Source organism: Vreelandella subglaciescola (genome assembly GCF_900142895.1).
Taxonomy (GTDB): Bacteria; Pseudomonadota; Gammaproteobacteria; order Pseudomonadales; family Halomonadaceae; genus Vreelandella; species Vreelandella subglaciescola.
This window is the reverse complement of sequence record NZ_LT670847.1, coordinates 2,634,020-2,659,611: the sequence shown is the minus strand read 5'-3', so window position 1 is coordinate 2,659,611 and position 25,592 is coordinate 2,634,020. Positions and strand designations below refer to the sequence as shown.

18 protein-coding genes and 3 tRNA genes are annotated in these 25,592 nt (G+C 61.2%); 5 read left to right on the top strand and 16 right to left on the bottom strand.

Features of this window, described 5'->3' with window-relative positions; translation table 11 throughout:
- Positions 1-68 precede the first annotated feature (68 nt).
- A complete protein-coding gene (gene ccmA, locus B5495_RS12395; RefSeq protein ID WP_079554167.1) occupies positions 69-692 on the bottom strand; it encodes a cytochrome c biogenesis heme-transporting ATPase CcmA in 624 nt (207 codons plus the stop codon).
- Positions 693-1,020: 328 nt separating this feature from the next.
- Between ccmA and B5495_RS12390 the strand changes: the two genes are divergently transcribed.
- The 3 genes from B5495_RS12390 to B5495_RS12380 are packed head-to-tail and all read left to right on the top strand — an operon-like array spanning position 1,021 to position 3,025.
- Entirely contained in the window at positions 1,021-1,380 is a 360-nt protein-coding gene (locus tag B5495_RS12390) for a LexA family protein (RefSeq protein WP_079554165.1), read from the top strand.
- Positions 1,380-2,021, top strand: coding sequence for an IMPACT family protein (locus B5495_RS12385; RefSeq protein ID WP_079554163.1), 642 nt, complete (start codon positions 1,380-1,382; stop codon positions 2,019-2,021). The genes B5495_RS12390 and B5495_RS12385 overlap by 1 nt, the downstream gene beginning before the upstream one ends.
- 38 nt (positions 2,022-2,059) lie before the next feature.
- Positions 2,060-3,025, top strand: a complete 966-nt coding sequence (locus B5495_RS12380; protein WP_079555080.1) for a tRNA dihydrouridine synthase — start codon at positions 2,060-2,062, stop codon at positions 3,023-3,025.
- A 203-nt stretch (positions 3,026-3,228) separates the two neighbouring features.
- Here the strand turns inward: B5495_RS12380 and B5495_RS12375 are convergent.
- The 9 genes from B5495_RS12375 to B5495_RS12335 all read right to left on the bottom strand — a co-directional run bounded on the left by B5495_RS12375 (position 3,229) and on the right by B5495_RS12335 (position 10,360).
- Positions 3,229-3,305 (bottom strand) — tRNA-Arg (locus B5495_RS12375).
- 53 nt (positions 3,306-3,358) lie between these two features.
- A tRNA-Arg gene (locus B5495_RS12370) sits at positions 3,359-3,435 on the bottom strand.
- A 22-nt stretch (positions 3,436-3,457) separates the two neighbouring features.
- A tRNA-Ser gene (locus tag B5495_RS12365) sits at positions 3,458-3,550 on the bottom strand.
- Between the two features lie 135 nt (positions 3,551-3,685).
- Positions 3,686-3,901 carry a carbon storage regulator CsrA gene (csrA, locus tag B5495_RS12360; RefSeq protein ID WP_079554161.1) on the bottom strand — a complete coding sequence of 72 codons (216 nt, stop codon included), beginning with the start codon at positions 3,899-3,901 and terminating at the stop codon, positions 3,686-3,688.
- Positions 3,902-4,100: 199 nt separating this feature from the next.
- Complete coding sequence (locus B5495_RS12355) at positions 4,101-5,351, bottom strand: aspartate kinase (protein ID WP_079555078.1); 1,251 nt, start codon at positions 5,349-5,351, stop codon at positions 4,101-4,103.
- A 95-nt stretch (positions 5,352-5,446) separates the two neighbouring features.
- Positions 5,447-8,056, bottom strand: coding sequence for an alanine--tRNA ligase (gene alaS, locus B5495_RS12350; RefSeq protein ID WP_079554159.1), 2,610 nt, complete (start codon positions 8,054-8,056; stop codon positions 5,447-5,449).
- A gap of 136 nt (positions 8,057-8,192) precedes the next feature.
- Entirely contained in the window at positions 8,193-8,657 is a 465-nt protein-coding gene (locus B5495_RS12345; protein WP_079554157.1) for a regulatory protein RecX, read from the bottom strand.
- Between the two features lie 2 nt (positions 8,658-8,659).
- Complete coding sequence (recA, locus tag B5495_RS12340) at positions 8,660-9,754, bottom strand: recombinase RecA (protein ID WP_079554155.1); 1,095 nt, start codon at positions 9,752-9,754, stop codon at positions 8,660-8,662.
- An 81-nt stretch (positions 9,755-9,835) separates the two neighbouring features.
- Positions 9,836-10,360: a CinA family protein gene (locus B5495_RS12335; protein ID WP_079554153.1), complete on the bottom strand. Its 525-nt coding sequence runs from the start codon at positions 10,358-10,360 to the stop codon at positions 9,836-9,838.
- Between the two features lie 82 nt (positions 10,361-10,442).
- Between B5495_RS12335 and mutS the strand changes: the two genes are divergently transcribed.
- Together mutS and fdxA are read left to right on the top strand one after the other, a co-directional pair.
- Positions 10,443-13,025 (top strand): DNA mismatch repair protein MutS, encoded by a 2,583-nt coding sequence (mutS, locus tag B5495_RS12330; RefSeq protein WP_079554151.1) that lies wholly within the window; start codon positions 10,443-10,445, stop codon positions 13,023-13,025.
- 226 nt (positions 13,026-13,251) lie between these two features.
- Positions 13,252-13,575, top strand: a complete 324-nt coding sequence (gene fdxA, locus B5495_RS12325) for a ferredoxin FdxA (protein ID WP_079554149.1) — start codon at positions 13,252-13,254, stop codon at positions 13,573-13,575.
- Between the two features lie 458 nt (positions 13,576-14,033).
- Here the strand turns inward: fdxA and eno are convergent, their stop codons facing one another.
- The 6 genes from eno to aroB form a co-directional block, all read right to left on the bottom strand.
- Positions 14,034-15,323 (bottom strand): phosphopyruvate hydratase, encoded by a 1,290-nt coding sequence (gene eno / locus B5495_RS12320; protein WP_079554147.1) that lies wholly within the window; start codon positions 15,321-15,323, stop codon positions 14,034-14,036.
- Positions 15,324-15,380: 57 nt separating this feature from the next.
- Positions 15,381-16,265 carry a 3-deoxy-8-phosphooctulonate synthase gene (kdsA, locus tag B5495_RS12315; RefSeq protein ID WP_079554145.1) on the bottom strand — a complete coding sequence of 295 codons (885 nt, stop codon included), beginning with the start codon at positions 16,263-16,265 and terminating at the stop codon, positions 15,381-15,383.
- A 6-nt stretch (positions 16,266-16,271) separates the two neighbouring features.
- Positions 16,272-17,936, bottom strand: a complete 1,665-nt coding sequence (locus B5495_RS12310) for a CTP synthase (protein WP_079554143.1) — start codon at positions 17,934-17,936, stop codon at positions 16,272-16,274.
- 146 nt (positions 17,937-18,082) lie between these two features.
- A complete protein-coding gene (locus tag B5495_RS12305) occupies positions 18,083-19,501 on the bottom strand; it encodes an FAD-dependent oxidoreductase (RefSeq protein ID WP_079554141.1) in 1,419 nt (472 codons plus the stop codon).
- 64 nt (positions 19,502-19,565) lie between these two features.
- Positions 19,566-24,008, bottom strand: a complete 4,443-nt coding sequence (gene gltB / locus B5495_RS12300) for a glutamate synthase large subunit (protein WP_079554139.1) — start codon at positions 24,006-24,008, stop codon at positions 19,566-19,568.
- Between the two features lie 470 nt (positions 24,009-24,478).
- On the bottom strand, positions 24,479-25,585 hold the full coding sequence (aroB, locus tag B5495_RS12295) for a 3-dehydroquinate synthase (RefSeq protein WP_079554137.1): 1,107 nt from the start codon (positions 25,583-25,585) through the stop codon (positions 24,479-24,481).
- Positions 25,586-25,592: the final 7 nt, after the last annotated feature.

Genomic DNA, 25,592 nt, shown 5'->3' with positions numbered 1-25,592 from the left:
GCCCTGCAGCACCGACCCTTCTTGCACCCTGCTCTCCTTCATTATCTCGCCTTGATGATCCTCGGCCTTTATTGCCCTAGCGGCAGACGCCGCAGCTGGGGAGACGCCGCCAGCTCGTGGTGAGTGGTCACAATCACGCAGCCGCCGGCGCGGGCGTGCGCGAGAAGCGTGGCTTCGAGTGCCGCCACGCCGTCGCGATCAATCGCGGTAAACGGCTCGTCGAGCACCCAGAGGGCGCGCGGCGTCAGCCCCAGGCGCGCCAGCGCAACGCGACGTTGCTGGCCGGCCGACAGCTGCCCCGCGGGCACGTCTTCAAAGCCTGCCAGCCCCACGTTCTCAAGCGCCTCAAGGCGCCCTTTCTCGTTGCCACGCTCGCCGCTCAGCGCCTGATACCAGGCCAGATTTTCCAGCGGCGACAGCCCCGCTTTCACGCCCGGCGCATGCCCCAGATAAAGTAAATTGCTCAAAAACGATTCGCGCACGTCACGCAGGGGACGGTCGTTCCAGTAAAGCGCTCCTTCATAGTCGCTCAACTGGCCGGAAAGAATCTTCAACAGCGTCGTTTTGCCACAGCCGTTAGGCCCTTCCACGCGCACGATCTCGCCGCTGTTGATGTCCACATCGAGATCCGCAAAGAGCCGGCGATCATCGCGCTCGCAGGCCAGCTTTCGGGCTTGAAGGCACAGGCTCAAAGGTCTCTCCAGACAGAATAATTGCGCGTCGAACTCTACACGTAAAGCCCCACTCTCGCCAGTCGGTCTGCGACTCACGGCCGCAGCTGCCGTACCTCCTCACCGACCGTTGGCACCCGCCTGAAAACCGCGCCGGCGAAAAGAAAACCGGCAAAGCCTTTAGCCGTGTCGAAAAAAGCCTTTAACTGTATTTAAAAACAGGTACACTCTAAAACACTGTATGAAAAAACATAATGCGCGTATAAAAAAATAGCCTGCCGCACACCTGAGTACAAGCGCTATCACGAGGCTGTCATACGCGCTTTCTGCCAGACGCTGGAGATACCCGATGCTTGCTGCCCACACCTTTGCTCAACCGGCCACCTCTGTCCCACGCTTACGCCACCCCGCCCGGCGCATGACGCGCCGCAATACCTACGCGGTCAGAGTACGCGGCGACGGCATGCGCGATTGCAACCTGTTCAACGGCGATGTCATTATTATCCGCCGCTTTCAACACGGCGCCCATGAAACGGCCACGGCAGAAATCAACCGCCGGCCCGTGGCGCTCAAGCGGCTAACCATCAACCGTAACGGCCTGCAGCTGATATTTGACCATACCGACTGGCCAGCGGTGTTCTTACACAACCGCGATATTGAGGTGCTGAGCCTGGTCATGGGCATTGAGCATCACGCAACGGAGCATTAATGCGCTACCCCGTTCCACAGCTGGCGCCAGAGAGCTTCCACAGCACAAGCATCGACGTCGAAAAAAGCCAGTTTATTGCCTGGCTCTGCCACGCCCCCACCCCTGGCGATTTTGAAACACTGCTGACATCGGCCCGCGCCGCGCACCCCGCCGCCAGCCACCACTGCACCGCCTTTATTGCCGGCGCGCCCGGCGAACAGCAGGCCATCGGTTTTTCCGACGACGGCGAACCCGGCGGCACTGCCGGCCGGCCGATGTACCAGGTCTTGAGCGGCAGCGGCCTGGGGGAGATCGGCTGCGTGGTGATTCGTTATTTTGGCGGCACCAAGCTGGGCACCGGCGGACTCGCACGCGCCTACGCCCAGGCAGTCAGCACGGCCATCGAAACGCTACCCACCCGGGAAGTGGTCGAACGCGACAGCTATACCCTGCGGCTCGACTTCGCCCAGGAAGCCCCGGCACGCGACTGGTGCGCGGAACACGAAATCCCCGTGACCGCAGCCGACTACGATGGTCAGGGCGTTTGTCTGACCCTCGGCTGGCCGCGCGGCGAAGCCGTTGACACCGCCCCGCTGGAAAACCGCCTGAAAGCCTCCGTGGCCATCACCGCTGCCCCGCACGCTCAGGACGCCGCACAATGACGCCCCACAAACACACCGGCAGCATCGGCCTGGCCCCCATGGAAGGCGTGATCGACGCCGTAACCCGCGAACTGCTGACCGCCCGCCCCGGCTTTGACTGGACCGTCACCGAGTTTGTCCGCGTAGTAGACGCCCGGCTACCGCCCCGGGTGTTTTACAAGCACTGCCCCGAGCTTCAGAAACCCGCCGTCACCACCCCGACCGGCGTGCCGGTGCATATTCAGCTTTTGGGCTCGGATACCCGAGCGCTTGCCGCCAACGCCCGTCAGGCGCTTGAACTGGGCGCGACAAGTATCGATCTCAACTTTGGCTGCCCGGCCAAGCTGGTCAACCGCCACGACGGCGGCGCGTCGCTGCTGCGCCGCCCCGAGCGCTTGTTTCAGGCCACGCGAGCCGTCTTTGATGCCGTTGGCGAGCACATCCCCGTCACCGCCAAAATTCGCCTGGGTTTCGCTGACCGCCGCCCGGCCGTTGCCTGTGGCCAGGCGGCAGAAGCCGGCGGCGCCAGCCGGCTGGTAGTACATGCACGCACCCGCAACGAAGGCTATCGCCCGCCGGCACACTGGGAGTGGATCGGTAAAATACGCCAGCATGTCGGCATCCCGGTAGTGGCCAATGGCGATATCTGGACGCTTGAGGACTACTGGAAGGCACGCACGCTGTCCGGCTGCGAGGACGTGATGCTTGGCCGCAGCGCACTGGCCGACCCCTGGCTGGCAGCGCGCATCCGCCACTGGCAGCAAACCGGCGAACGCCTCGCTGACACCACCTGGGCGATGCGCGCCGGCGTGCTGAAAGACTACGCTCAGCGCCAGCGCCAGGGACTCCCCGAGCGCATTGTCACCTCGCTGGTCAAGCAGTGGATGGCCCAGATGCGTCAAGGCAATAACGAAGCCGACGTCCATTTCCAGCGCATCAAGCGGTTAACCGTGCTGGATGACCTGCTGGGCGCGCTGGTGCAACACACGCCGGAACACCCGATGCCGGCCGACGCGCCGGCATAAAAAAAAGCGCCCAACCGCAGAAAGCGGAGGGCGCCAAAGCACGATCACCAGGAAAGCGGCGCGAGCCACCGCTCACCTGGCCAGGAAACGAGAACCGCCGGCACGTACGCCGGCCATTATTCCTATGCGTTATTCCATGCGTTCATACAAATTTGTTGATACAAACAGAAAACCCGCCCTCATGAGAGGACGGGTTTGGAATCTGGTGCGCCCGGGAGGATTCGAACCTCCGACCACCTGATTCGTAGTCAGGTACTCTATCCAGCTGAGCTACGGGCGCTTTTTACAGTGTTGCTGCTGACAGCATGACTGTTCTTGCCATGTTGCTGAAGATGGTGCGCCCGGGAGGATTCGAACCTCCGACCACCTGATTCGTAGTCAGGTACTCTATCCAGCTGAGCTACGGGCGCTTACCGTCTTGCAAATGCCGATTGGCGGAGAGAGAGGGATTCGAACCCTCGATAGGGCTACAAACCCTATACTCCCTTAGCAGGGGAGCGCCTTCAGCCACTCGGCCACCTCTCCTTAACGGCACGGCGCGAATATTACCGATTTAACCGGGACCTGTCTAGCCCTGTGTCGATTTTTTTCACGCCTCCGCGTTTCTACCTTCTCTACCGGCACTGAATGACGGGTGCCAAATGACGAGTACCAGTCTTTTCAGCTGTCATCATTACCTTCATGACTATCTTCGTGACCACCTTCGCTGTCGCGTTCGCGCTGAATGCGCTGATAGATCTCTTCACGATGGACAGCCACGTCTTTCGGCGCGTTTACGCCGATACGTACCTGATTGCCCTTCACACCGAGAACTGTCACGGTAATGTCATCGCCAATCATTAGGGTTTCGCCAACGCGGCGAGTCAGGATGAGCATGGCTGATCTCCTTCTCAGACGTTTTTGTTGCAACGGGAAGCCCACCGTCAATGATGGTGGCGGAACATTATGCGCCCTGACACCACCATCACCAATGGTTTTGACGTTATAACGTCACTCTTCCCGTTGAGTGAAAGCTCGCCAACATACGGTAGCAAACCCTCCCTCTCAAGCGTAGAAGGTTATAACGATGGGGCTATTAGTCTTCTTCAATATCGGCTTTGTCTAATCCAAAAGCCTTATGCAGCGCCTTGACGGCAAGCTCCATGTGCTTTTCGTCGATCACGACCGAAATCTTGATCTCGGAAGTAGACACCATACGGATGTTAACGTTCTCTTCTGCGAGGACGCGGAACATCTTTGACGCGACGCCGGCGTGTGAGCGCATGCCCACGCCCACCAGCGACACCTTGGCAATATTGTTGTCGCCGCGCAGCTCGCCGCCGCCCAGATCGGGAATGATGCTTTCTTCAATGATGCGCTTGGTGGTCTTGTAGTCGCCCTTGGCCACGGTAAACGTGAAGTCGGTGTAGTCGCCGGCCGGCGCCACGTTCTGCACGATCATGTCGATTTCAATATTGGCCGCGGCGATCGGGCCGAGAATGCGCGATGCCACGCCCGGCACATCAGGCGTGTTCAGCAGGGTCAGCTTGGCTTCGTTCTTGTTGAACGCGATACCGGAGATCAGCGGTTCTTCCATGGAATCCTCGTCTTTATCAGAGTCTGCAACAATAAGCGTGCCGGGGCCGTCCTCGAAACTCGACAGCACCCGGAGGGGAACGTTGTACTTGCCGGCAAATTCTACCGCGCGAATCTGCAATATCTTGGAGCCCAGGCTTGCCAGCTCGAGCATTTCCTCAACGGTAATGGTCTCCAGCCGGCGCGCTTTCGAGCACACGCGCGGGTCGGTGGTGTAAACACCGTCAACATCGGTGTAGATCTGGCACTCGTCGGCACCCAGTGCCGCGGCCAGTGCGACGCCGGTGGTGTCCGAGCCGCCGCGACCCAGCGTGGTGATGTTGCCGTCTTCATCAACGCCCTGAAAACCGGCGACCACAACGACCTGACCGGCGTCCAGATCGGCTTTCAGGTCATCGGTTTCAATGCGCTGAATGCGCGCCTTGGTGTGAGCGCTGTCGGTATGAATGCCCACCTGGCCACCGGTGTGCGAAGTGGCCGGCACGCCCTGCTGCTGCAGCGCCATGGCCAGCAACGAAATCGTCACCTGCTCACCGGTAGACAACAGCATGTCCATTTCGCGCGGGTTGGGTTCGGGGTTAAGCGCTGAGGCCATATCGGTCAGGCGGTTGGTTTCGCCGCTCATGGCGGATACCACTACCACGACCTGATGCCCCTGATCGCGAAAGCCTTTGACTTTTTCTGCGACGGCCTTGATGCGCTCGACAGAGCCCACCGAGGTGCCGCCGAACTTCTGTACGTATAGTGCCATATGCCGTTGGTTTCCTATGCGTTCGGGAAGGGAGAGTGAAGTGAAGCGTAGAGCAAAAATAAGGCCGGTGGCGTTAACGCCACCGGCCTGAAACATCAGCCAAGCGCGCTTTCCAACCAGGCCGGTACGCTAGCCAGCGCCTCCGGCAGGGCATCGGGTTGGCTACCACCGGCCTGGGCCATATCCGGGCGGCCACCGCCTTTGCCGCCGACCTGAGAGGCCACATGGTTGACCAGCTCGCCGGCCTTGACGCGATCGGTCAAATCTTTTGTCACCCCGACGATCAGGCTTACCTTGCCGGCGCTTTTATCGGCAACGCCCAGCACAATCACGCCGGAATCGAGTTTGCTTTTCAGCTGATCGAGCATGCCGCGCAGCTCCTTACCGGAAACGCCGTCAAGCTGGGTGGCCAGAAGCTTCACGCCCGCCACCTCGCGCGCCTGGCTCAGCATCTCGCTGCTGGCGGCGCTGGCGAGTTTGGCCTTGGCCTGCTCGAGCTCTTTTTCCAGCGTGCGGTTGCGCTCCATAAGGGAATCTATCCGCGCCTCAACCTGCTCGGGCTTGGCCTTCAGGCGCTCGCCGAGGCGGTTCACGCAGGCTTCCTGAGTATAAAAATAGTCCAGCGCGCCTTCACCGGTAATCGCCTCGATACGGCGCACGCCGGAGGCGATGCCGGCTTCGCTAACGATGTGGCAGCAGCCAATATCGCCGCTGCGCGCTACGTGGGTGCCGCCACAAAGCTCAATGGAAAAGTCGTCTGCACCAATGGTTAGCACGCGCACGCTGTCGGTGTATTTGGCTTCGAACAGCGCCGCCGCACCTTTGTCTTTGGCCTGATCAAGGCTCATTTCCTCGGTGAGGGTCGGTGCGTTGGCCAGCACCTGGTCGTTGACCAGACGCTCGACTTCGGCCAGCTGGCTTTGCGTCATTGGCTCAAAGTGGCTGAAATCAAAGCGCAGCCGTTCGGCATTGACCAGCGAGCCCTTTTGCTGCACATGTTCGCCGAGCACCAGCCGCAGCGCCTTGTGCAGCAGGTGGGTGGCCGAGTGGTTACGCACGGTGGCGGTGCGCAGGCTGGCATCGACGTTAGGCCGCACGTCCGCGCCGACCGCCAAGCTGCCCTCAACCATAACGCCCTGATGCAAATGGTGGCCGCCCTGCTTTTGGGTATCGAGCACCTGAAAGCGTCCGCCGTCGACGTAAAGATAGCCGCTATCACCGACCTGACCACCGGATTCGCCGTAAAACGGCGTGCGGTCGAGCACCACGATGCCTTTTTGGCCGGCGTCAAGCGCGGCCAGATCGTTACCTTCAGCGTCGACCAGAGCCACCACCCGGGCGTCGTCCTCCAGCTGCTCGTAGCCGGTAAAGAGGGTTTTACCGTCAAGCTCAACGGTAGCGGTATAGTCAGCGCCAAACTGGCTGGCCGCACGGGCGCGCTCGCGCTGCGCCTCAAGCTCGCGCTGAAAGCCGGCTTCGTCGGGCGTGACGCCGCGTTCGCGGCAGACGTCAGCCGTCAGGTCAAACGGAAAGCCGTAGGTGTCGTAAAGCTTGAACACGGTTTCGCCGGGCAACACCTCGCCGTCAAGCTCGGCCAGGGCGGCGTCCAAAAGCCCCATGCCGTGGTCCAGGGTGCGGGCGAACTGCTGCTCTTCTTTCAGCAGAATCCGCGCGATCTGTTCGCGCGCCTGGCGCAATTCGGGGTAGGCATCGCCCATTTCGGCGTCGAGCGCATCCACCAGCGTATGAAAGAACGGCTCGGTGGCGCCCAGTTTGTGCCCGTGGCGCACGGCGCGGCGAATAATCCGGCGCAGCACATAGCCACGGCCTTCGTTGGACGGCATTACGCCGTCAGCGATCAGAAACGCGCAGGAGCGGATGTGGTCGGCGATCACGCGCAAAGACGGCGCCTGGGTATCGGCGTGACCGGTGGCCTCGGCGGCGGCCTGGAGCAGGCGCTGAAACAGGTCGATCTCGTAGTTGGAGTGAACGCCCTGCATCACCGCGGCGACCCGCTCAAGCCCCATGCCGGTATCAATCGACGGCTTGGGCAGCGCGTGCAGCGTGCCTTCGGCGTCGCGGTCGTACTGCATGAACACCAGGTTCCAGATTTCGATGTAGCGGTCGCCGTCTTCATCGGCGCTGCCGGGCGGCCCACCCCATACATCGGCGCCGTGGTCGAAGAAAATCTCCGAGCTGGGGCCGCAGGGGCCGGTGTCGCCCATCTGCCAGAAGTTATCTTCATCGAGCTTGGAAAAGCGCGCAGGATCCACGCCGATCTCGTCTTTCCAGATGCGCTCGGCCTCATCATCGCTTACGTGAACGGTGACCCAGAGCTTGTCCTTGGGCAGCCCCAACGTTTCAGTCAGAAACGTCCAGGCAAAACCAATGGCCTCACGCTTGAAATAGTCGCCGAAGCTGAAATTGCCCAGCATTTCAAAGAACGTGTGGTGGCGCGCGGTATAGCCGACGTTATCCAGATCGTTGTGCTTGCCGCCGGCGCGCACGCAGCGCTGCGACGAGGTAGCGCGCACGTAAGGGCGCGGGTCGCGTCCGAGAAACACGTCCTTGAACGGCACCATGCCGGCGTTGGTGAACAACAGCGTCGGATCGTTACCCGGCACAAGTGAGCTGGTGGGCACAACGGTATGGCCGTTTTGCTCAAAAAATTCTAAAAAGGCCTGTCTGATTTCTGCGCTTTTCATAGGGTATCCGTAACAAGAAAGCGTGATGCCCCAGGGCGCTTTAGCCGCTACCCGCCGGGGTCGCAAAAACGCCATTATAGCGAAATTGAGCGCTGACTAAAGCCGCGCTTCAACGGAAAGGTCGGCAAAGGCGGGACTAGAGGTGGCTGAGCGCATAACGAATCTGCTCGAACTCAAAGCCTCGGGAGGCCAGAAAGCGCTCGCGGCGGGCGCGCTCTTTGGGGGTATCGCCAGGGGTTTGGAAGCGCCGCGCCAGGGTGTCACGCGCCAGTTCAAACCAGTCGACGTTTTCCTGCGCGACAACCTCGGCAAGCGCCTGACGCTGAACGCTTTGCTCAACGCCGCGCTGAAAAAGCTCGCTTTGGATCCGCCGCACACCTTGGCCGCGCAGCACGCGAGTGCGCACAAAGCTTTCGGCAAAGCGCGCGTCCGACTGCAACCCCTGCTCGGCGAGCCTATCCAAACAGGGCCCGATTTCTTCAGGCGCCACGTCTTTGCGTGCCAGGCGGCTTTCCAGCTCGGCGCGGGAATATTCCCGCCGCGCCAGAAAGCCCATCGCCATTTCCCGCGGCGACGTCTGCTTATCACGGCCGAACGTCATCCTTAGAGGAGCTCGTCGCTTTCGGGCGTTGTTGCTTCATCGGCTGCGCCTTTTTTGCCGCCTTTGCCGCTTTTTTCGGCTTCTTTTTCCTGCTTGGGTTCGGGCTGAGCTAGCAGCTGCGCGCGGATCTGCGTCTCGATTTCTTGCATTATCTCGAGATTATCTTCCAGGTACTGGGCGGCGTTGGCCTTGCCCTGGCCGATTTTCTTGCCCTTGTAGCTGTACCAGGCGCCGGCTTTATCAACCAGGCTGCACTGCACGCCCAGATCGACCACTTCGCCGGCGTGATAAATCCCTTTGCCGTAAAGGATCTGGAACTCGGCCTGCCTGAACGGCGGCGCCACCTTGTTCTTGACGACCTTCACGCGGGTCTCGTTGCCGGTCACCTCGTCGCCGGATTTCACCGAGCCGGTGCGGCGGATATCTAGCCGCACGCTGGCGTAGAACTTCAGCGCGTTACCCCCGGTGGTAGTTTCAGGGCTGCCGAACATCACGCCAATCTTCATGCGGATCTGGTTGACGAACACCACCATGCAGTTGGCATTCTTCATGTTGCCGGTGATTTTGCGCAGCGCCTGAGACATTAGACGCGCCTGCAGACCCACGTGGGTGTCGCCCATTTCACCTTCGATCTCGGCACGTGGGGTCAGCGCGGCCACCGAGTCGATGATGATGACGTCAACACCGCCGGAGCGCACCAGCATGTCGGTGATCTCAAGCGCCTGCTCGCCGGTATCCGGCTGGGATATCAGCAGGTCGTTGAGGTTGACGCCCAGTTTTTCGGCGTAACTCGGGTCGAGCGCGTGCTCGGCGTCGACGAAGGCGCACACCTTGCCCTGCTTTTGTGCCTCGGCGATGACCGACAGCGTCATCGTGGTTTTACCCGACGACTCCGGGCCGAAAATTTCCACGACGCGGCCATACGGCAACCCGCCGATTCCCAGCGCAATATCCAGCCCCAGTGAGCCGGTCGAGACCGACGGCATGACGACGCGGGGCGCATCGCCCAGGCGCATGACGGTGCCCTTGCCAAACTGGCGGTCAATCTGGCCAAGTGCCGCTTCAAGCGCCTTGCTACGATTTTCATCCTGAGCCATTCAATGCATCCTCTGTAGGTGCTGTATAATTAGCCAGTAGTATGCCAAAGATTCACGCATAACAAAATGCCGGCACGATTTTTACGCCGTTTCGCCGTGACCATCCAGATCCGCCACCAGCCGCGCGACGGCCTGGCGCACCGCCTGCTCACGGACCGCGTGGCGGTCGCCGGGAAAATGCAGGCATTCCGCCCGCGGGGCACTGGCGCTGCCCCAGGCCAGCCACACCGTGCCCACCGGCTTTTCATCGCTGCCGCCGTCGGGGCCGGCCACGCCGCTGACTGCCACGCCGATATCCGCGCCGCTTTCCCGGCAGGCACCTGCCACCATCGCTTTCACCACCGCCTCGCTCACCGCGCCGTGCATCTCCAGCGCCCCCTCTTCCACGCCAAGCATGCGGGATTTTGCCGCGTTGGAATAGGTCACATAGCCGCTGGAAAAGTAGGCGGAACTTCCCGCCACCGAGGTGATGGCCTCGGCAATACCGCCGCCGGTGCACGACTCGGCAGTGGTAACTTCGACGCCGTGCTGACGGCAGAGTTTCCCCAGCCGCTGGGCCAGCAGCGATAAATCAAGATTTTTCAGGCTTTCAACGCTTGGCTCCATGCTCGCTCCTTCATGTTAGGGATGCGTTCAGCGTAGAATACCCACTTTCGCTCGCCCAAAGAAACGTCTGTAAAGAATACCCATGACCACAACGACCCCGGCACACACGCCGATGATCGCGCAATATTTGCACATTAAGCGCGACCACCCCGAGGTACTGCTGTTCTACCGCATGGGGGATTTCTACGAGCTGTTTTTTGACGATGCCAAACGCGCCTCAATGCTGCTCGACATCACCCTGACCCAGCGCGGCAAGTCCGGCGGTCAGACCATCCCCATGGCCGGCATTCCCTATCACAGCGCCGAAGGCTATCTGGCGCGGCTGGTCGCCGCCGGCGAATCGGTGGCCATCTGCGAGCAGATTGGCGAACCGGGCGCCAGCAAGGGGCCGATGGAGCGCCGCGTGGTGCGCATTGTGACCCCCGGCACGCTGCACGACGAGGCGCTGCTGGACGCCCGCCGCGACAATCTGCTGGCCGCCATTGCGCCCCATCAGCAGACCTGGGGCCTCGCCTGGCTTGAGCTTTCCAGCGGGCGCTTCAGCGTGCTGGAGGTGGAAGGCGAGGCCGAAATGCTCGCCGAGCTGACGCGCCTGTCGCCGGCCGAGCTGATCATTCCCGAAAGCATGGCGCTACCCCACGAGCTGGCACAGCATCGCGGCCTTCGGCGTCAGGGCGAATGGCTGTTTGATCTGGAAAGCGCCACGCGCACGCTGTGCCAGCAGTTTGAGGTCAACGACTTGCGCGGCTTTGGCTGCGCGCACCTGAACGCGGCACTGACAGCGGCAGGCGTACTCATCGACTACGCTCGGGACACCCAGCGCACCGCGCTGCCCCACGTCAGCGCCATCGGCGTGGAAAACCGCGACGACGCCGTGGTCATCGACGCCGCCAGCCGGCGCAATCTGGAAATTGACGCTAATCTGTCTGGCAGCACCGACAACACCCTGGCAAGCGTGGTCGATACCTGCACCACGGCGATGGGCTCGCGCCTGTTGAAGCGCTGGCTGAACCGCCCGCTGCGTCAGCGCGAGATCGTCAGCGGCCGCCATGCCGGCGTTGCCCTGCTCGGCCTTGATGCCGCCTATATGCCGCTGCGTGAAACGCTTGCTGCCGTGGGCGACATGGAGCGTATTCTGGCGCGTGTAGCACTTTATAGCGCACGCCCACGCGATCTGGCTCGGCTACGCGACGCGCTCGCCACGCTGCCCGCGCTTGAGCGCGACCTTAACGCCGTGGAACACGGCAGCGCGCTGGATGCCCTGCGCGTTCACATACGCCCCTACCCCGACATGGCTGACACGCTTGAGCGCGCGATTATCGATAACCCACCGGTGGTGCTGCGCGACGGCGGCGTCATCCGCGACGGCTTTGATAGTGATCTCGACGAGCATCGCGGTATGGCCGAAAACGCCGGCGAATATCTGATCAGGCTCGAAACTCGCGAGCGCGAGCGCACCGGCCTTGCTAACCTGAAAGTCGGCTACAATCGCGTTCACGGCTATTTTATTGAGCTACCTCGGGCCCAGGCGCGAGAGGCTCCGGCCGACTACATTCGCCGCCAGACGCTGAAAAACGCCGAGCGCTTTATTATCCCCGAGCTCAAAGAATTCGAGGACAAGGCGTTGTCGGCCAGATCCCGGGCGCTGGCGCGCGAAAAACATCTTTACGAGCAGCTGCTGGAAACGTTGAACGCCGAGCTTGGCGCGCTGCAGGCCACCTCGCAAGCGCTTGCCGAGCTCGACGTACTGTGCACCTTTGCCGAGCGCGCCGAGGCACTTGACTGGGTGCGCCCCACCCTTGTCGAGTCTACCGGACTTGCCATTCACGCCGGCCGTCACCCGGTAGTCGAGCAGGTCAGCGCCAATCCGTTTGTGCCCAACGACACCGCGCTCAGACATGATCAGCATATGCTGGTGATCACCGGCCCTAACATGGGGGGTAAATCGACCTACATGCGCCAAACGGCACTGATTGCCCTACTCGCCCATTGCGGCAGTTTTGTGCCTGCCGACGCCGCCGAGATCGGCCCGCTCGATCGCATTTTCACCCGTATCGGCTCATCCGATGATCTGGCCGGCGGGCGCTCGACGTTTATGGTCGAGATGACCGAAACCGCCAACATTTTGCACAATGCCACTGGGCAAAGTCTGGTGCTGATGGATGAAATTGGCCGCGGCACCAGCACCTTCGACGGCCTGTCACTGGCTTGGGCCAGCGCTGAACATCTGGCCAACGTCAAAGCGCTGACGCTATTTGCCACCCACTACTTCGAGATGACGGCGCTACCTGAACACCGCGAGGGCGTGGCCAACATCCACCTGACAGCCACTGAGCACGGCGAGCGCATCGTGTTCATGCACCGCATCGAGGCCGGGGCGGCAAGCCAGAGCTACGGGCTACAGGTGGCTCAGCTTGCCGGCGTGCCGCCGCAGGTAATTCGCCATGCGCGAGAGAAACTGACCGCCCTGGAGCAGCGCGACAATCAAGAGAATAGCCAGGGCGCTTCCGACGAGGCAACGCCAGGCGTTACGTCACCACAGCAGGATGATTTGTTTGCCCAAAGCCCCCATCCGGTGATCGAAGCGCTAGGTAACCTGCAGATGGATGACATTTCGCCGCGCCAGGCGCTGGCACTTTTATATGAATGGCAGGGCCGTCTGTAATATAATGCCGAGTTACGCAGCGTGCAGGCTGCCGCGGGCGTTTAAGGCGTTTAAGGCGTTTAAGGCGTTTATCGCCCAGTGAGCTGGCGTTTCGCCCAAAGGGCCTAACGCTAGCATGCACCAACCTGCTTTCATTTATATATTTTAGTTTATAAAAACGGCTTTTTATAAACTTATCGATGACTAAAAATCGGGCAACGCCCGGTGTTGCTAGAGGGATACCGCGATGACGTTTGTCGTGACTGAAAACTGCATTCAGTGCAAACACACCGACTGCGTAGAAGTTTGCCCGGTCGATTGCTTCTACGAAGGCCCCAACTTTCTGGTTATTGACCCTGACGAGTGCATTGACTGCGCGCTGTGCGAGCCCGAATGCCCGGTCGATGCTATCTACTCCGAAGATGAGCTGCCCAAAGGGCAAGAGCAGTTTATTGAGATTAACGCCGACCTGGCCGTGGAATGGCCCAATATCACGGAGAAGAAGGATCCGTTGCCGGATGCCGAAGAGTGGGACGGCAAAAGCGGCAAGATCGACAAGCTCGAACGTTAGGCAAGTAGGCACAAAAAAAGCGGCCCTCAGGCCGCTCGCTCCTAGCTTTTCCTCTGGCACGCCCTGTGCCCCCGTTCCCGCAAACGCCCTAACGAGCCTTCGCTGGCACTGTCCTTACGGCGCCTTCCCTGCCGGGGCTAACGTCACTGTCTCACCCGGCGCACCGCTGGCATCCTGCCTGGCCTTCCCTGCATCCTGCCTGAAAGCATCCTTGCCTCTTCTCATCCTGTGCACAGTATCTCCATATTGTATAGGCAGCTCAAGACCCCCTCAAATGCAAAGGGCGAGCCACATCGGCTCGCCCTTTTTGAACGGCTGCTTACGAAACAAACAGTTATCCCATTTGTCATCATGTTTAACCATTTTGATACGCAGCAAAAAGCAATTCTCACCGCGCCTTGTAAGATATCTCTTACACAACCTTAAGCAATCATCTTCTCCGCCAGCGGCATCCCCACTTACTGTCCCTTGATAGCCTTGCGCCCGGGATAGCTAACGCCGTCAAGCTCGTCTTCAATCACCAACAAGCGATTGTACTTGGCCACCCGGTCCGAGCGACAGAGGGAACCGGTTTTGATCTGGCCGGCGGCAGTGGCCACTGCCAAATCGGCAATGGTGGTATCTTCGGTTTCACCGGAACGATGCGAGATAACCACGGTAAAGCCAGCGTCCTGCGCCATGCGGATGGCATCCAGCGTTTCTGATAACGAGCCGATCTGGTTGAACTTGATCAGGATCGAGTTGCCGATCTGCTCGTCGATACCGCGCTTGAGAATCTTGGTGTTGGTGACAAAGAGGTCATCGCCGACCAGCTGCACTTTATCGCCCAGCTTGTCGGTCAGCGCTTTCCAGCCGTCCCAGTCCGACTCGTCCATGCCGTCTTCGATGGACACGATCGGGTAGTCGTCGCACAGCCCGGCCAGGTAGCTGGTGAAGCCTTCGGCGTCGTAGCTTTTGCCTTCGCCGGCCAGGTTGTACTGGCCGTTTTCGTAGAACTCGCTCGACGCACAGTCAAGCGCTAGCGTCACGTCTTCGCCCAGCGTATAGCCCGCAGCGTCAACGGCCTGTTTGATGACGGCAAGCGCCTCGGCGTTGGACTTAAGGTTAGGTGCAAAGCCGCCTTCATCGCCTACCGAAGTAGAAAGTCCGCGCTCGGAAAGCACTTTTTTCAGCGCGTGGAAGATTTCTGCCCCGACCCGCAGCGCTTCGCTGAAGCTTTTCGCGCTGACCGGCTGAATCATAAACTCTTGAATATCGACGTTGTTATCGGCGTGTTCGCCGCCGTTGAGGATATTCATCATCGGCACCGGCATACTATAAACGCCCGGCGTGCCGTAAAGCTCGGCAATGTGGGCGTAAAGCGGAACATCCTTGGCGTTGGCGGCGGCCTTGGCGGTGGCAAGCGACACCGCAAGAATAGCGTTGGCGCCAAGCGTGGCCTTGTTGTCGGTACCGTCAAGCGCGAGCATGGCATCGTCCAGGCCGCGCTGGTCGCGGGCATCCATCCCCAAAAGTGCACTACGGATCTTGCCGTTAATCACCTCAACCGCCTTGAGCACGCCTTTACCCAAATAGCGCGCCTTATCACCATCGCGCAGCTCAAGCGCTTCGCGCGAGCCGGTTGAAGCGCCGCTCGGCGCAAAGGCTTCGCCCAGCGCACCGCTTTCCAGGCGCACCGTGGCAAAGACGGTGGGATTACCGCGGGAGTCCAGCACTTCTAACGCACGGATATCAACAATTTTGGTCATCAATGTATCCTTTTTATAATGATCGAAGAGTGTAGCATTATGGCAAAAGGGTCGGCGCTAGCGGATCGCCAGCGGTGCAAAACCCTTGACCAGCCCGTCCAGCGCGGCAAGCTGGTGTAAAAACGGCGCGAGTTGATCAAGCGGCAGCGCGCAGGGGCCGTCGCAGCGGGCGCGGTCGGGGTCGGGGTGCGCTTCCAGAAACAGCCCGGCGAGCCCCACGGCAACGCCCGCGCGGGCAAGTTCCGCCACCTGGGCGCGGCGGCCACCGGCGCTGTCGGCACGCCCGCCGGGGCGCTGCAGCGCGTGGGTCGCGTCAAAAAATATCGGGTAGCCGGTTTGCTTCATGTCGCCAAGGCCCAGCATATCGACCACCAGATTGTTGTAGCCAAAGCTGGTGCCGCGCTCACACAGCATCAGGTTATCATTACCGGCTTCGCGGCATTTGGCCAGAATATGGCGCATTTCGTGGGGGGCCAGAAACTGCGGTTTTTTAATATTAATCACCGCACCGGTCTTGGCCAATGCGACGACCAGGTCGGTCTGGCGCGCGAGAAACGCCGGCAGCTGGATGATGTCCGCCACCTCGGCGGCGGGCGCGGCCTGCCACGGCTCGTGGACGTCGGTAATTACCGGTACGCCATGGCGCGCCTTGATATCGGCGAGCATCTGCAGGCCTTTCTCAAGCCCCGGCCCACGGTACGCATGGATCGAGCTGCGGTTGGCCTTGTCAAAGCTCGCCTTGTAGACGTAGGGCATGGAAAGCGGCCCGGTCGCCTCGACAAAGGCGCTTGCCACTTCGTCAGCCAGCGCCGGAGATTCCAGCACGTTCATCCCACCCAACAACATAAGCGGCAAAGAATTGCCGGCGGTTAAGCCGGCAACGTTAATGTGACGCTCGTCAGGGGTAGGCTGGGGGCTCGCGGTATTGGCCGCCTCGCTCATACGGCGTTACTCCTGAGTGGTCAAATGAGCCGATTGGGCGCGGATGCGCGCCGCCTTGTGCTCAACGGCGGCGTTGATAAAGCCGCTAAACAGCGGGTGGCCGTCGCGTGGCGTCGAGGTGAACTCCGGGTGAAACTGGCAGGCAACGTACCACGGGTGATCAGCAAGCTCGACCACCTCGACCAGCGTTTGATCAACGCTGCGACCGGAGACAATCAGTCCGGCGCTTTCCAGCGCCTCAACGAACTGGTTGTTGACCTCAAAGCGGTGACGATGGCGCTCCATGATTTCATCGGCGCCGTAGGCCTCATACGCTTTGGTGCCGGCGGCCAGGTGGCAAACTTGCCCACCCAGACGCATGGTGCCACCCAGATCCGACGCCGCATCGCGCAGCTCGATCTTGCCCTCGGCGTTGAGCCATTCGGTAATCAGGCCCACCACCGGGTGCTGCGTATCGTGGGTAAACTCGGTCGAATTGGCGTCCGCCCAGCCGGCAACGTTGCGCGCAAACTCGATCACCGCGACCTGCAGCCCGAGGCAGATACCCAGATACGGCACCTTATTTTCGCGGGCGAACTGTGCGGCCATGATCTTGCCTTCTACGCCGCGCTCGCCAAAACCGCCGGGCACCAAAATCGCGTCTTTGCCGGCCAGCCGCTCGGTGCCGTGGCGCTCGATATCTTCGGCGTCGATGTAGTCGACATTGACCTTGATACGCCCCTGAATACCGGCGTGGGTCAGTGCTTCATTAAGCGACTTGTAGGCGTCCAGAAGCTCCATGTATTTACCCACCATGGCAACGCTGACCGACTTGAGCGGGTTGAGCTTGGCATCCAGCACGTGAACCCACTCGGTGAGATCGGCTTCGCCGGCTTCAAGCCGCAGCTTGTCGCAAACGATGTCGTCCAGACCGTGCTCGTGAAGCATCAGCGGAATGCGGTAGATGGTGTCGGCGTCTTGCAACGGCACCACGGCGCGCTCTTCGACGTTGGTGAACAGCGCGATCTTGCGCCGCTCGACTTCTTCTAGCTCCACCTCGCTACGACAAATCAGGATATCCGGCTGAATACCAATGGAGCGCAGCTCCTTGACGCTGTGCTGGGTCGGCTTGGTCTTGGTCTCGCCGGCCGTCTTGATGTAGGGCACCAGCGTCAGGTGCATGTAGAGCGCGCGGCTGGCGCCCAGCTCGCTTCTGATTTGGCGGATCGCTTCCAGAAACGGCAGCGACTCGATATCGCCCACGGTACCGCCGATTTCCACCAGCGCCACGTCGAACCCTTCACCGCCGGCGTAGACGCGGCGTTTGATCTCGTCGGTAATGTGGGGAATAACCTGCACGGTGCCGCCCAGGTAGTCGCCACGGCGCTCGCGGCGCAGCACGTGTTCGTACACGCGCCCGGTGGTGAAGTTGTTGCCCTGGGTCATCTTGGTGCGGATGAAGCGCTCGTAATGGCCCAGATCCAGATCCGTCTCGGCGCCATCCTCGGTGACGAACACCTCGCCGTGCTGAAAAGGACTCATGGTGCCCGGGTCGACGTTAATGTAGGGGTCGAGCTTGAGCATGGTGACTTTGAGGCCGCGCGCCTCAAGAATCGCCGCCAGCGAGGCGGAAGCGATGCCCTTGCCAAGGGAAGACACAACGCCGCCGGTCACGAAGATATATCGTGTCATGGAAAACCTGTCGAAACGTGATCAAAAGGCACGGCAGAAAGCCACACCAGGATGGGATGACAGAATAGCAGACTCGCTTAAAAGGCTCAATTTCAACCGTTCTCTGCCCTCGGGCAGAGAACGGTGATCCACGCTATACGTCGAGCTTATACATCGAGATAGTCCATGATACCGTGCGCGGCCTCGCGGCCTTCGTAAATGGCCGTGACCACCAGATCCGAACCGCGCACCATGTCGCCACCGGCAAATATCCGGTCATTGCTGGTTTGAAAGGCAAATTCACCGTGCTCGCACGCCTTGACGAAGTTGCGCTGGTCAACCTGCACGTTGGCACCGTCAAACCAGGGCGCGGGGCTTGCCTGAAAACCAAAGGCCACCACGACGGCATCCGCGGGGATGACTTCTTCCGAGCCGGGCACCGCTTCCGGGCGCTGACGGCCGTTTTCATCCGGCTCGCCCAGCCGCGTGCGCACCACCTTGACGCCTTCCACCCGCCCTTCGCCGACCACGGCAATCGGCTGGCGATTGAACAGGAACTCCACGCCCTCTTCGCGGGCATTGGTCACTTCACGGCGCGAGCCGGGCATATTGGCCTCGTCGCGGCGGTAGGCACAGGCAACGCTGGCAGCACCCTGACGGATCGCGGTGCGGTTACAGTCCATGGCCGTATCACCGCCGCCCAGCACCACCACGCGCTTGCCTTCAAGAGACACGTAGTCGTCCGTATGCCGGGAAAATCCCAGACGGTAATTCACATTGGCCACCAGATAATCCAGCGCCTTGTGCACGCCGGGCAGGGATTCGCCGGGGAACCCGCCCTCCATGGGCGTATAGGTGCCCATGCCCAGAAAAACGGCGTCGTAGGTTTCCTGCAGGGTGTCAAAGCCAATATCGTGGCCGATATCGGTATTCAAGCGAAATTCGACGCCCATTTCCTCGAAGATCGCCCGCCGACGCTCCATGACGCTTTTTTCCAGCTTGAACTCGGGAATCCCGAAGGTGAGCAACCCGCCAATTTCCGGGTGCTTATCAAACACCACCGGCGACACGCCGTTGCGCGCCAGCACGTCGGCGCAGGCAAGCCCGGCGGGGCCGGCACCGACCACGGCTACTTGTTTGCCGCTCCACGTCACCTTGGACATGTCCGGGCGCCAGCCCATGGAAAAAGCGGTATCGGTGATGTATTTCTCCACCGAGCCGATGGTCACCGCGCCGAACCCGTCGTTCAGCGTGCAGTCGCCTTCGCACAATCGGTCCTGCGGGCATACCCGGCCGCAGACTTCCGGCAGCGGGTTGGTCTTGTGCGCCATCTCGGCGGCTTCAATGATGTTGCCCTCGCTGACCAGCTGCAGCCAGTTGGGAATGTAGTTGTGCACCGGGCACTTCCACTCGCAGTAAGGGTTGCCACAGTGCAGGCAGCGGTGCGCCTGAGACGCGGCTTCCTTGGGCTTGAACGGCTGATAAATCTCGGCAAACTCCGCGGAACGCGTCTGTGCCGGTTTTTTATCGGGGTCTTTGCGCCCCACGTCAATAAACTGAAACTCGTTACGCCAGCGCTTGGCCATGGTTTTCTCCTTGCTGCCACCACCCTCGGCAGCGGCAGACATCAGCAATACGGTCGGTAGCGATTTACTCCGGCTGGTGCCGGGACTGGGCAAGCAGGCCGCCAAGGCTTGCCGCCCTGGGTTTGACCAGCCAGAAGTGACGCAGGTAGTCGCTCATGTCTTCCAGAATGGCCTGACCGCGCGGTGAGCGAGTGCTGTCCACGTAGGCTTCGATCACTTCGCGCAGATGGCGGCGATGCGCTTCCATGGATTCAATATTGATGCGGTGAATATCCACCAGCTCGTGGTTGACCTTGTCGACAAAGGTGCGGTCTTCGTCCAGCACGTAGGCAAACCCGCCGGTCATGCCCGCCCCGAAATTAAGCCCGGTAGTGCCCAGCACCGTTATCAGCCCGCCGGTCATGTATTCACAGCAGTGATCGCCCGTGCCCTCCACCACCGCGCTGGCGCCGGAGTTGCGCACCGCAAAGCGCTCGCCGGCGCAGCCTGCGGCATAGAGCACGCCGCCGGTGGCGCCATACAGGCAGGTGTTGCCGATAATCGCCGTTTCATGGCGGACAAACTGGCTTTCACGCGGCGGCACGATGACGATGCTGCCGCCGTTCATGCCCTTGCCCACATAGTCGTTGGCGTCGCCTTCCAGATGCAGGTTAAGCCCGCGGGCGTTCCAGACGCCGAAGCTCTGGCCGGCCACGCCGGTAAACCGCGCCGTTATGGGTGCGGCTTCAAGGCCGGCTTCGCCGTGGCGCTTGGCGATCGCGCCTGACACAGAGGCGCCGACGCTGCGATCACAGTTGGTGATCGCAAAGTCAAAGGTGCCGCCGGTCTGCGCTTCGATCGCCGCGCCCACGGTGGCCAGCAGCTGCTGATTTTTGGCCCCCGGATCATGCGGCACGTTGCGCGTCACGCGGCAGAACTGCGGTGCCTGCGCCGGCACAAAATCGTTTTCCAGCAGCGGCGAAAGGTCCAGCTTGCGCTGGGAGGCCGTGTTGCCTTCCAGCACGTCCAGCAGATCGGTCCGGCCGATCAGCTCGGTCAGCTGACGCACGCCCAGCAGCGCCATCAGCTCGCGCACTTCTTCGGCGATAAAGCGGAAGTAGTGTTTGACCATGTCCACGGTGCCGCGAAAGTGCTCGTCGCGCAGGTACTTATTCTGGGTGGCAACGCCGGTCGCGCAGTTGTTCAAATGGCAGATGCGCAGGTACTTGCAGCCCAGCGCGACCATGGGTGCGGTGCCGAAACCGAAGCTTTCCGCCCCCAGAATCGCGGCCTTGACCACATCCAGTCCGGTTTTCAGCCCGCCGTCGGTCTGCAGGCGAATCTTGTCGCGCAGCCCGTTGATGCGCAGCGCCTGATGGACTTCCGGCAGGCCCAGCTCCCAGGGGCTGCCGGCGTGCTTGATCGAGGTCAGCGGGCTTGCCGCCGTACCGCCGTCGTAGCCCGAAACGGTAATCAGGTCGGCATAGGCCTTGGCCACGCCCGTGGCAATGGTGCCGATGCCCGGCTCGGAGACCAGCTTGACCGAGACCTGCGCCTCGGGATTGACCTGCTTGAGGTCAAAAATCAGCTGCGCCAGATCCTCAATGGAATAGATGTCGTGGTGCGGCGGCGGCGAAATCAGCGTCACACCGGGCACCGCGTAGCGCAGCCGGGCGATGAGCGCATTGACCTTGTCGCCGGGCAGCTGGCCGCCCTCGCCGGGCTTTGCGCCTTGCGCCACCTTGATCTGCAGCACCTCGGCATTGACCAGATAGTGCGGCGTGACGCCGAAACGCCCCGAGGCAACCTGCTTGATTTTGGAGCTGCGCACGCTGTTGTAACGCGCGCTGTCCTCACCGCCTTCACCGGAGTTGGAGCGCCCGCCGGTTTCGTTCATGGCCTGCGCCAGCGCTTCGTGAGCTTCCGGCGAGAGCGCCCCGAGCGACATGCCGGCGCTGTCAAAGCGCGGAATCAACGCCTCGATGGGTTCGACTTCGTCCAGAGACAGCGGCGTGGCGGCCGGCTTGAGCGCCAGCATATCGCGCAGCGTGGCGATCGGCCGCTCGTTCACCAGCCGGGCAAAATCTTTCCACTTGGCATAGCTGCCTTCCTGCACCGCCGCCCGCAGCGTGGTCACCACGTCAGGGTTATAGGCGTGATACTCGTGGCCGTGCACGTATTTCATCAGCCCGCCCTGGGAAATCAGCTTGCGCGCCTTCCACGCATCCCGTGACAGCCTGACCTGCTGCGCCTCAAGCTCGGCAAAGCCCGCGCCCTGAATGCGCGAGGCCATCCCCGCAAAGCAGGTGGTCATCACCTCGTCATCCAGCCCGACCGCCTCAAACAGCATCGAGCCACGGTAGGACGCCAGCGTTGAAATGCCCATCTTGGACAAAATCTTGTAAAGGCCTTTTTGCAGCCCGCGGCGATAGTTTTCCCGGGTATCCGCCGGCTCGCCTTCAAGCTCTCCGGTGCGGTGCATGTCCGCCATGACATGGTAGGCAAGCCACGGGTAAACCGCCGTGGCACCGACGCCGAACAGTACCGCCATCTGATGGGCGTCCCGGGCAAAGCCGGTTTCCACAATAATGTTGGCGTCGGGCCGCAGCGCCAGCCGGCCCAGATGCGTATGCACGGCCCCCACCGCCAGCGCGGCCTGAAGGGGGATCTCGCCGGCTTCAAGGCGGGCATCCGACAACACCACCAGCACCTTGCCGTCACGCACGCAGGCCTCGGCAGACCGGCACAGCGCATCCAGCGCTGCTTGCAGCGTTTGCGTGACGGGATCATAGCCCAACGACAGCGTATGGCTGGCAAAGGCCGGATCCTGCTGATCCACCAGCGCGGCGAACTTGCGCGGCGAGAGGATCGGGGCGGTCAAAATCAGACGATGCGCGTGCTCTGGTGTGACCTCGAACACGTTACGCTCGGCGCCGATGCAGGTTTCCAGCGACATCACGATCGCTTCACGTAGCGGGTCGATGGCGGGGTTGGTCACCTGGGCAAATTTCTGGCGGAAGTAGTCGGTCAGCAGGCGCGGCCGGCTGGATAACACCGCCATGGGCGTGTCGTCGCCCATTGAGCCAACGCCCTCCTGACCGCCCTCGGCCAGCGGGCGCAGCACCTGATCGCGCTCCTCGAAGCTGACCTGAAACATTTTCTGCTGCGTGGCCAGCGCGTCGGTACCCATCGGCTGAAAACGCGCCAGCTCGGTCAGCGCGGATTCCAGATAGTGAGCCTGCTCCTTGAGCCAGCGCTTGTAGGGGTAGACCGATGCCAGGCGATGATCAATCTCGTCGGTGTGCAGCACTTCGCCGGTCACGGTGTCCACGGCGAGTATCTGGCCGGGCCCTACTCGCCCCTTGGCCACCACGTCTTCGGGGCGGTAAGCGTAGGTGCCGATCTCGGAGGCCAGCGTGATATAGCCGTTTTTGGTCATCACCCAGCGCGCCGGGCGCAGGCCGTTGCGGTCGAGCATGCACACGGCCTGACGGCCGTCGGTCATCACCACGCCGGCCGGGCCATCCCACGGCTCCATGTGCATGGAATTATATTCATAAAAGGCGCGCCGGCCGGCGTCCATGGTCTGCACGTTTTGCCACGCAGGCGGCACCATCATCCGCACGGCACGGTGTAGCTCCATGCCGCCGGTCAGGAGCACTTCCAGCATGTTGTCCATGCTGGAGGAATCAGACCCCGTGGTATTGACGATTTCGTCGAGCTCGGCAATTCCGCTCAGACGCGGGCTGGAAAACTGCTGCTTGCGCGAATTCGCCCAGCTGCGGTTGGCCTCGATGGTGTTGATCTCACCGTTATGCGCCAGCAGGCGAAACGGCTGGGCAAGCGGCCAGCGCGGCGCGGTATTGGTCGAGAAACGCTGGTGAAACACGCAGATCGATGCCGTCAGGCGTTCATCATTCAAGTCGCGGTAAAACGCCGGCAGATCCCGGGGCATGACCAGCCCCTTGTAGGCCACCACGTCAGCCGATAGCGAAACCACGTAAAAATCTTCCTCGCCGCTCAGGCGCTGTTCCGCCCGGCGGCGTGCCATGAACAGCTCAACGTCAAAGTTTTCGCTGTTTTCCGGCAGCACAAATATCTGCTGGATACGCGGCAGGCAGGCCACTGCCATGGGGCCACACACGCTGGCGTCCACCGGCACCTCACGCCAGCCGGCAACGCTCAGCCCTCGCGCGGCCAGCTCTTCTTCCAGCACGCGCTGCGCCTGCACGGCGCGGGTATCGTCATCGGGGAGAAACACCATACCCACGGCAAAGTGTTCGCCGAGCGTTACACCCAGCGCCTCGTGCGCGACGGCCTGCATGAAGGTGACCGGCATGGTCAGCAACAGGCCGCAGCCGTCGCCGGTTTTACCATCAGCGGCGATACCGCCACGGTGGGTCATGCAGGTCAGGGACTCGATGGCCGTTTTGAGCAGATCGTGACTGGCATGCCCCTGCATGTGGGCAATCAGGCCGAAGCCACAGTTGTCACGAAACTCACTGGGCTGATGAAGACCTTTTTTCATAGTCGTGCCTCGGTCAGAGTTTGTTTTATAAATGCAAATTTAATGGTATATTTAACGGTTTTTCTTATTTTTTATCTTGATGCCTCCCGCCAGCGAACACGGCCGTCTCGCGCCTTTCATACTCAGGAAACGGCTGCTCACAATAGCCAGCAAGGTTCGCATCGCGCAATCTTTTTGTGCCGCTAACCCCCTATAAACACTCAGCTATAATATAAATAATAAATATCTAATAAATAAAAAATCATACTCTTTCAAACACTTATAAAGCGTTAAAACGGATTTTAAACGATAGAAAAATAGAATTAAACTTTAGTCTAATATTTAGCCAAAATCCCATACTGATTACGCATGGGTCATTCTTATTATGATTTTCAGCCCGCAGAGTTTTTCCGTCGTGGCACAAAAAACCCGCTCACGGGGAGCGGGTCAGATGGTCAATGCCCTAACGTTTTGTCGATGCTCAGCGGTGGCTAGCCGCGGGGGTAGCTGTCCAGCAGCGCGTCCAGGGTTTCCGGCGGCGTATCAGCGCTGATGCAGGCATCGCCCGGGGCACGCAGCAGTATCAGTCGCAGCTGGTCGTCGATATTTTTCTTGTCGCGGCGCATGTGGGCAAGAAAGTCGTCCCGCGTCATGCCGCTGGGGGCGCTCAGCGGCAGGCCGGCACGCTCGATCACCGTTTGGCAACGCTCAAGCGCGGCGGCGTCGATCCACCCCAGCCGGTGCGAGAGCGTCGCGGCCATGGCCATGCCCGCCCCGACGGCTTCGCCGTGCAGCCAGCAGCCGTAACCCTGCTCAGCCTCAATGGCGTGGCCAAAGGTGTGACCCAGATTCAGCAGCGCGCGCACGCCCTGCTCGGTTTCATCTTCAGCCACCACATCGGCCTTGATCTGACAGCTAAGCGCGACGGCGTGCGCCAGCGTATCCGCGTCGCCGTCGCGCAGCGGCGTCATGCTGTCTTCCAGCCAGCCGAGGAAAGCCTCATCGCGGATCAAGCCGTACTTGATCACCTCGGCAAGCCCGGCGGAAAGCTCGCGCGCGGGCAGCGTGGATAGCGTAGCGATGTCGACAATGACCGCCGTGGGCTGCCAGAACGCACCGATCATGTTCTTGCCCAGCGGGTGGTTGACGCCGGTTTTACCCCCGACCGAGGAATCCACCTGGGCCAGCAGCGTCGTTGGCACCTGAATAAACGCCACGCCGCGCTGATAGCTGGCCGCGGCAAAACCGACCATATCGCCGATCACTCCGCCGCCCAACGCGATCAGCGTGCAACGGCGGTTAAAGCCCGCCTCCAACAGCGCATCCCAGATGCGCCCGACCTGCTCCACGGTCTTGTAGCGCTCCCCGTCAGGCAGCACCACGCAACGTACGTCCAGATGCCCGGGCAAGGCGTCGCGCAGCGCGTCCAGATACAGCGGCGCGACGGTCTCGTTGGTGACGATCATGACCTGCCGGCCGGCCAGATAGGGCGTGATGGCGTCGGCATTACCGACCAGACCGGTGCCGATATGAATGGGATAGCTGCGCTCGCCGAGGGCGACATTGAGCGTGCGCCGCACGCCGTCGATAGGCTTCATAGGGTTA

Bases quoted from the DNA above. Each gene is read 5' to 3' on its own strand.
- B5495_RS12385 (WP_079554163.1), top strand. From the start codon at position 1,380: ATGCGCTACCCCGTTCCACAGCTGGCGCCAGAGAGCTTCCACAGCACA.
- mutS (WP_079554151.1), top strand. From the start codon at position 10,443: ATGACCACAACGACCCCGGCACACACGCCGATGATCGCGCAATATTTG.
- B5495_RS12380 (WP_079555080.1), top strand. From the start codon at position 2,060: ATGGAAGGCGTGATCGACGCCGTAACCCGCGAACTGCTGACCGCCCGC.
- recA (WP_079554155.1), bottom strand. From the start codon at position 9,754: ATGGCTCAGGATGAAAATCGTAGCAAGGCGCTTGAAGCGGCACTTGGC.
- B5495_RS12310 (WP_079554143.1), bottom strand. From the start codon at position 17,936: ATGACACGATATATCTTCGTGACCGGCGGCGTTGTGTCTTCCCTTGGC.
- B5495_RS12390 (WP_079554165.1), top strand. From the start codon at position 1,021: ATGCTTGCTGCCCACACCTTTGCTCAACCGGCCACCTCTGTCCCACGC.
- gltB (WP_079554139.1), bottom strand. From the start codon at position 24,008: ATGAAAAAAGGTCTTCATCAGCCCAGTGAGTTTCGTGACAACTGTGGC.
- B5495_RS12355 (WP_079555078.1), bottom strand. From the start codon at position 5,351: ATGGCACTATACGTACAGAAGTTCGGCGGCACCTCGGTGGGCTCTGTC.
- eno (WP_079554147.1), bottom strand. From the start codon at position 15,323: ATGACCAAAATTGTTGATATCCGTGCGTTAGAAGTGCTGGACTCCCGC.
- B5495_RS12305 (WP_079554141.1), bottom strand. From the start codon at position 19,501: ATGGCCAAGCGCTGGCGTAACGAGTTTCAGTTTATTGACGTGGGGCGC.
- aroB (WP_079554137.1), bottom strand. From the start codon at position 25,585: ATGAAGCCTATCGACGGCGTGCGGCGCACGCTCAATGTCGCCCTCGGC.
- B5495_RS12335 (WP_079554153.1), bottom strand. From the start codon at position 10,360: ATGGAGCCAAGCGTTGAAAGCCTGAAAAATCTTGATTTATCGCTGCTG.
- alaS (WP_079554159.1), bottom strand. From the start codon at position 8,056: ATGAAAAGCGCAGAAATCAGACAGGCCTTTTTAGAATTTTTTGAGCAA.
- kdsA (WP_079554145.1), bottom strand. From the start codon at position 16,265: ATGAGCGAGGCGGCCAATACCGCGAGCCCCCAGCCTACCCCTGACGAG.
- B5495_RS12345 (WP_079554157.1), bottom strand. From the start codon at position 8,657: ATGACGTTCGGCCGTGATAAGCAGACGTCGCCGCGGGAAATGGCGATG.
- csrA (WP_079554161.1), bottom strand. From the start codon at position 3,901: ATGCTCATCCTGACTCGCCGCGTTGGCGAAACCCTAATGATTGGCGAT.
- fdxA (WP_079554149.1), top strand. From the start codon at position 13,252: ATGACGTTTGTCGTGACTGAAAACTGCATTCAGTGCAAACACACCGAC.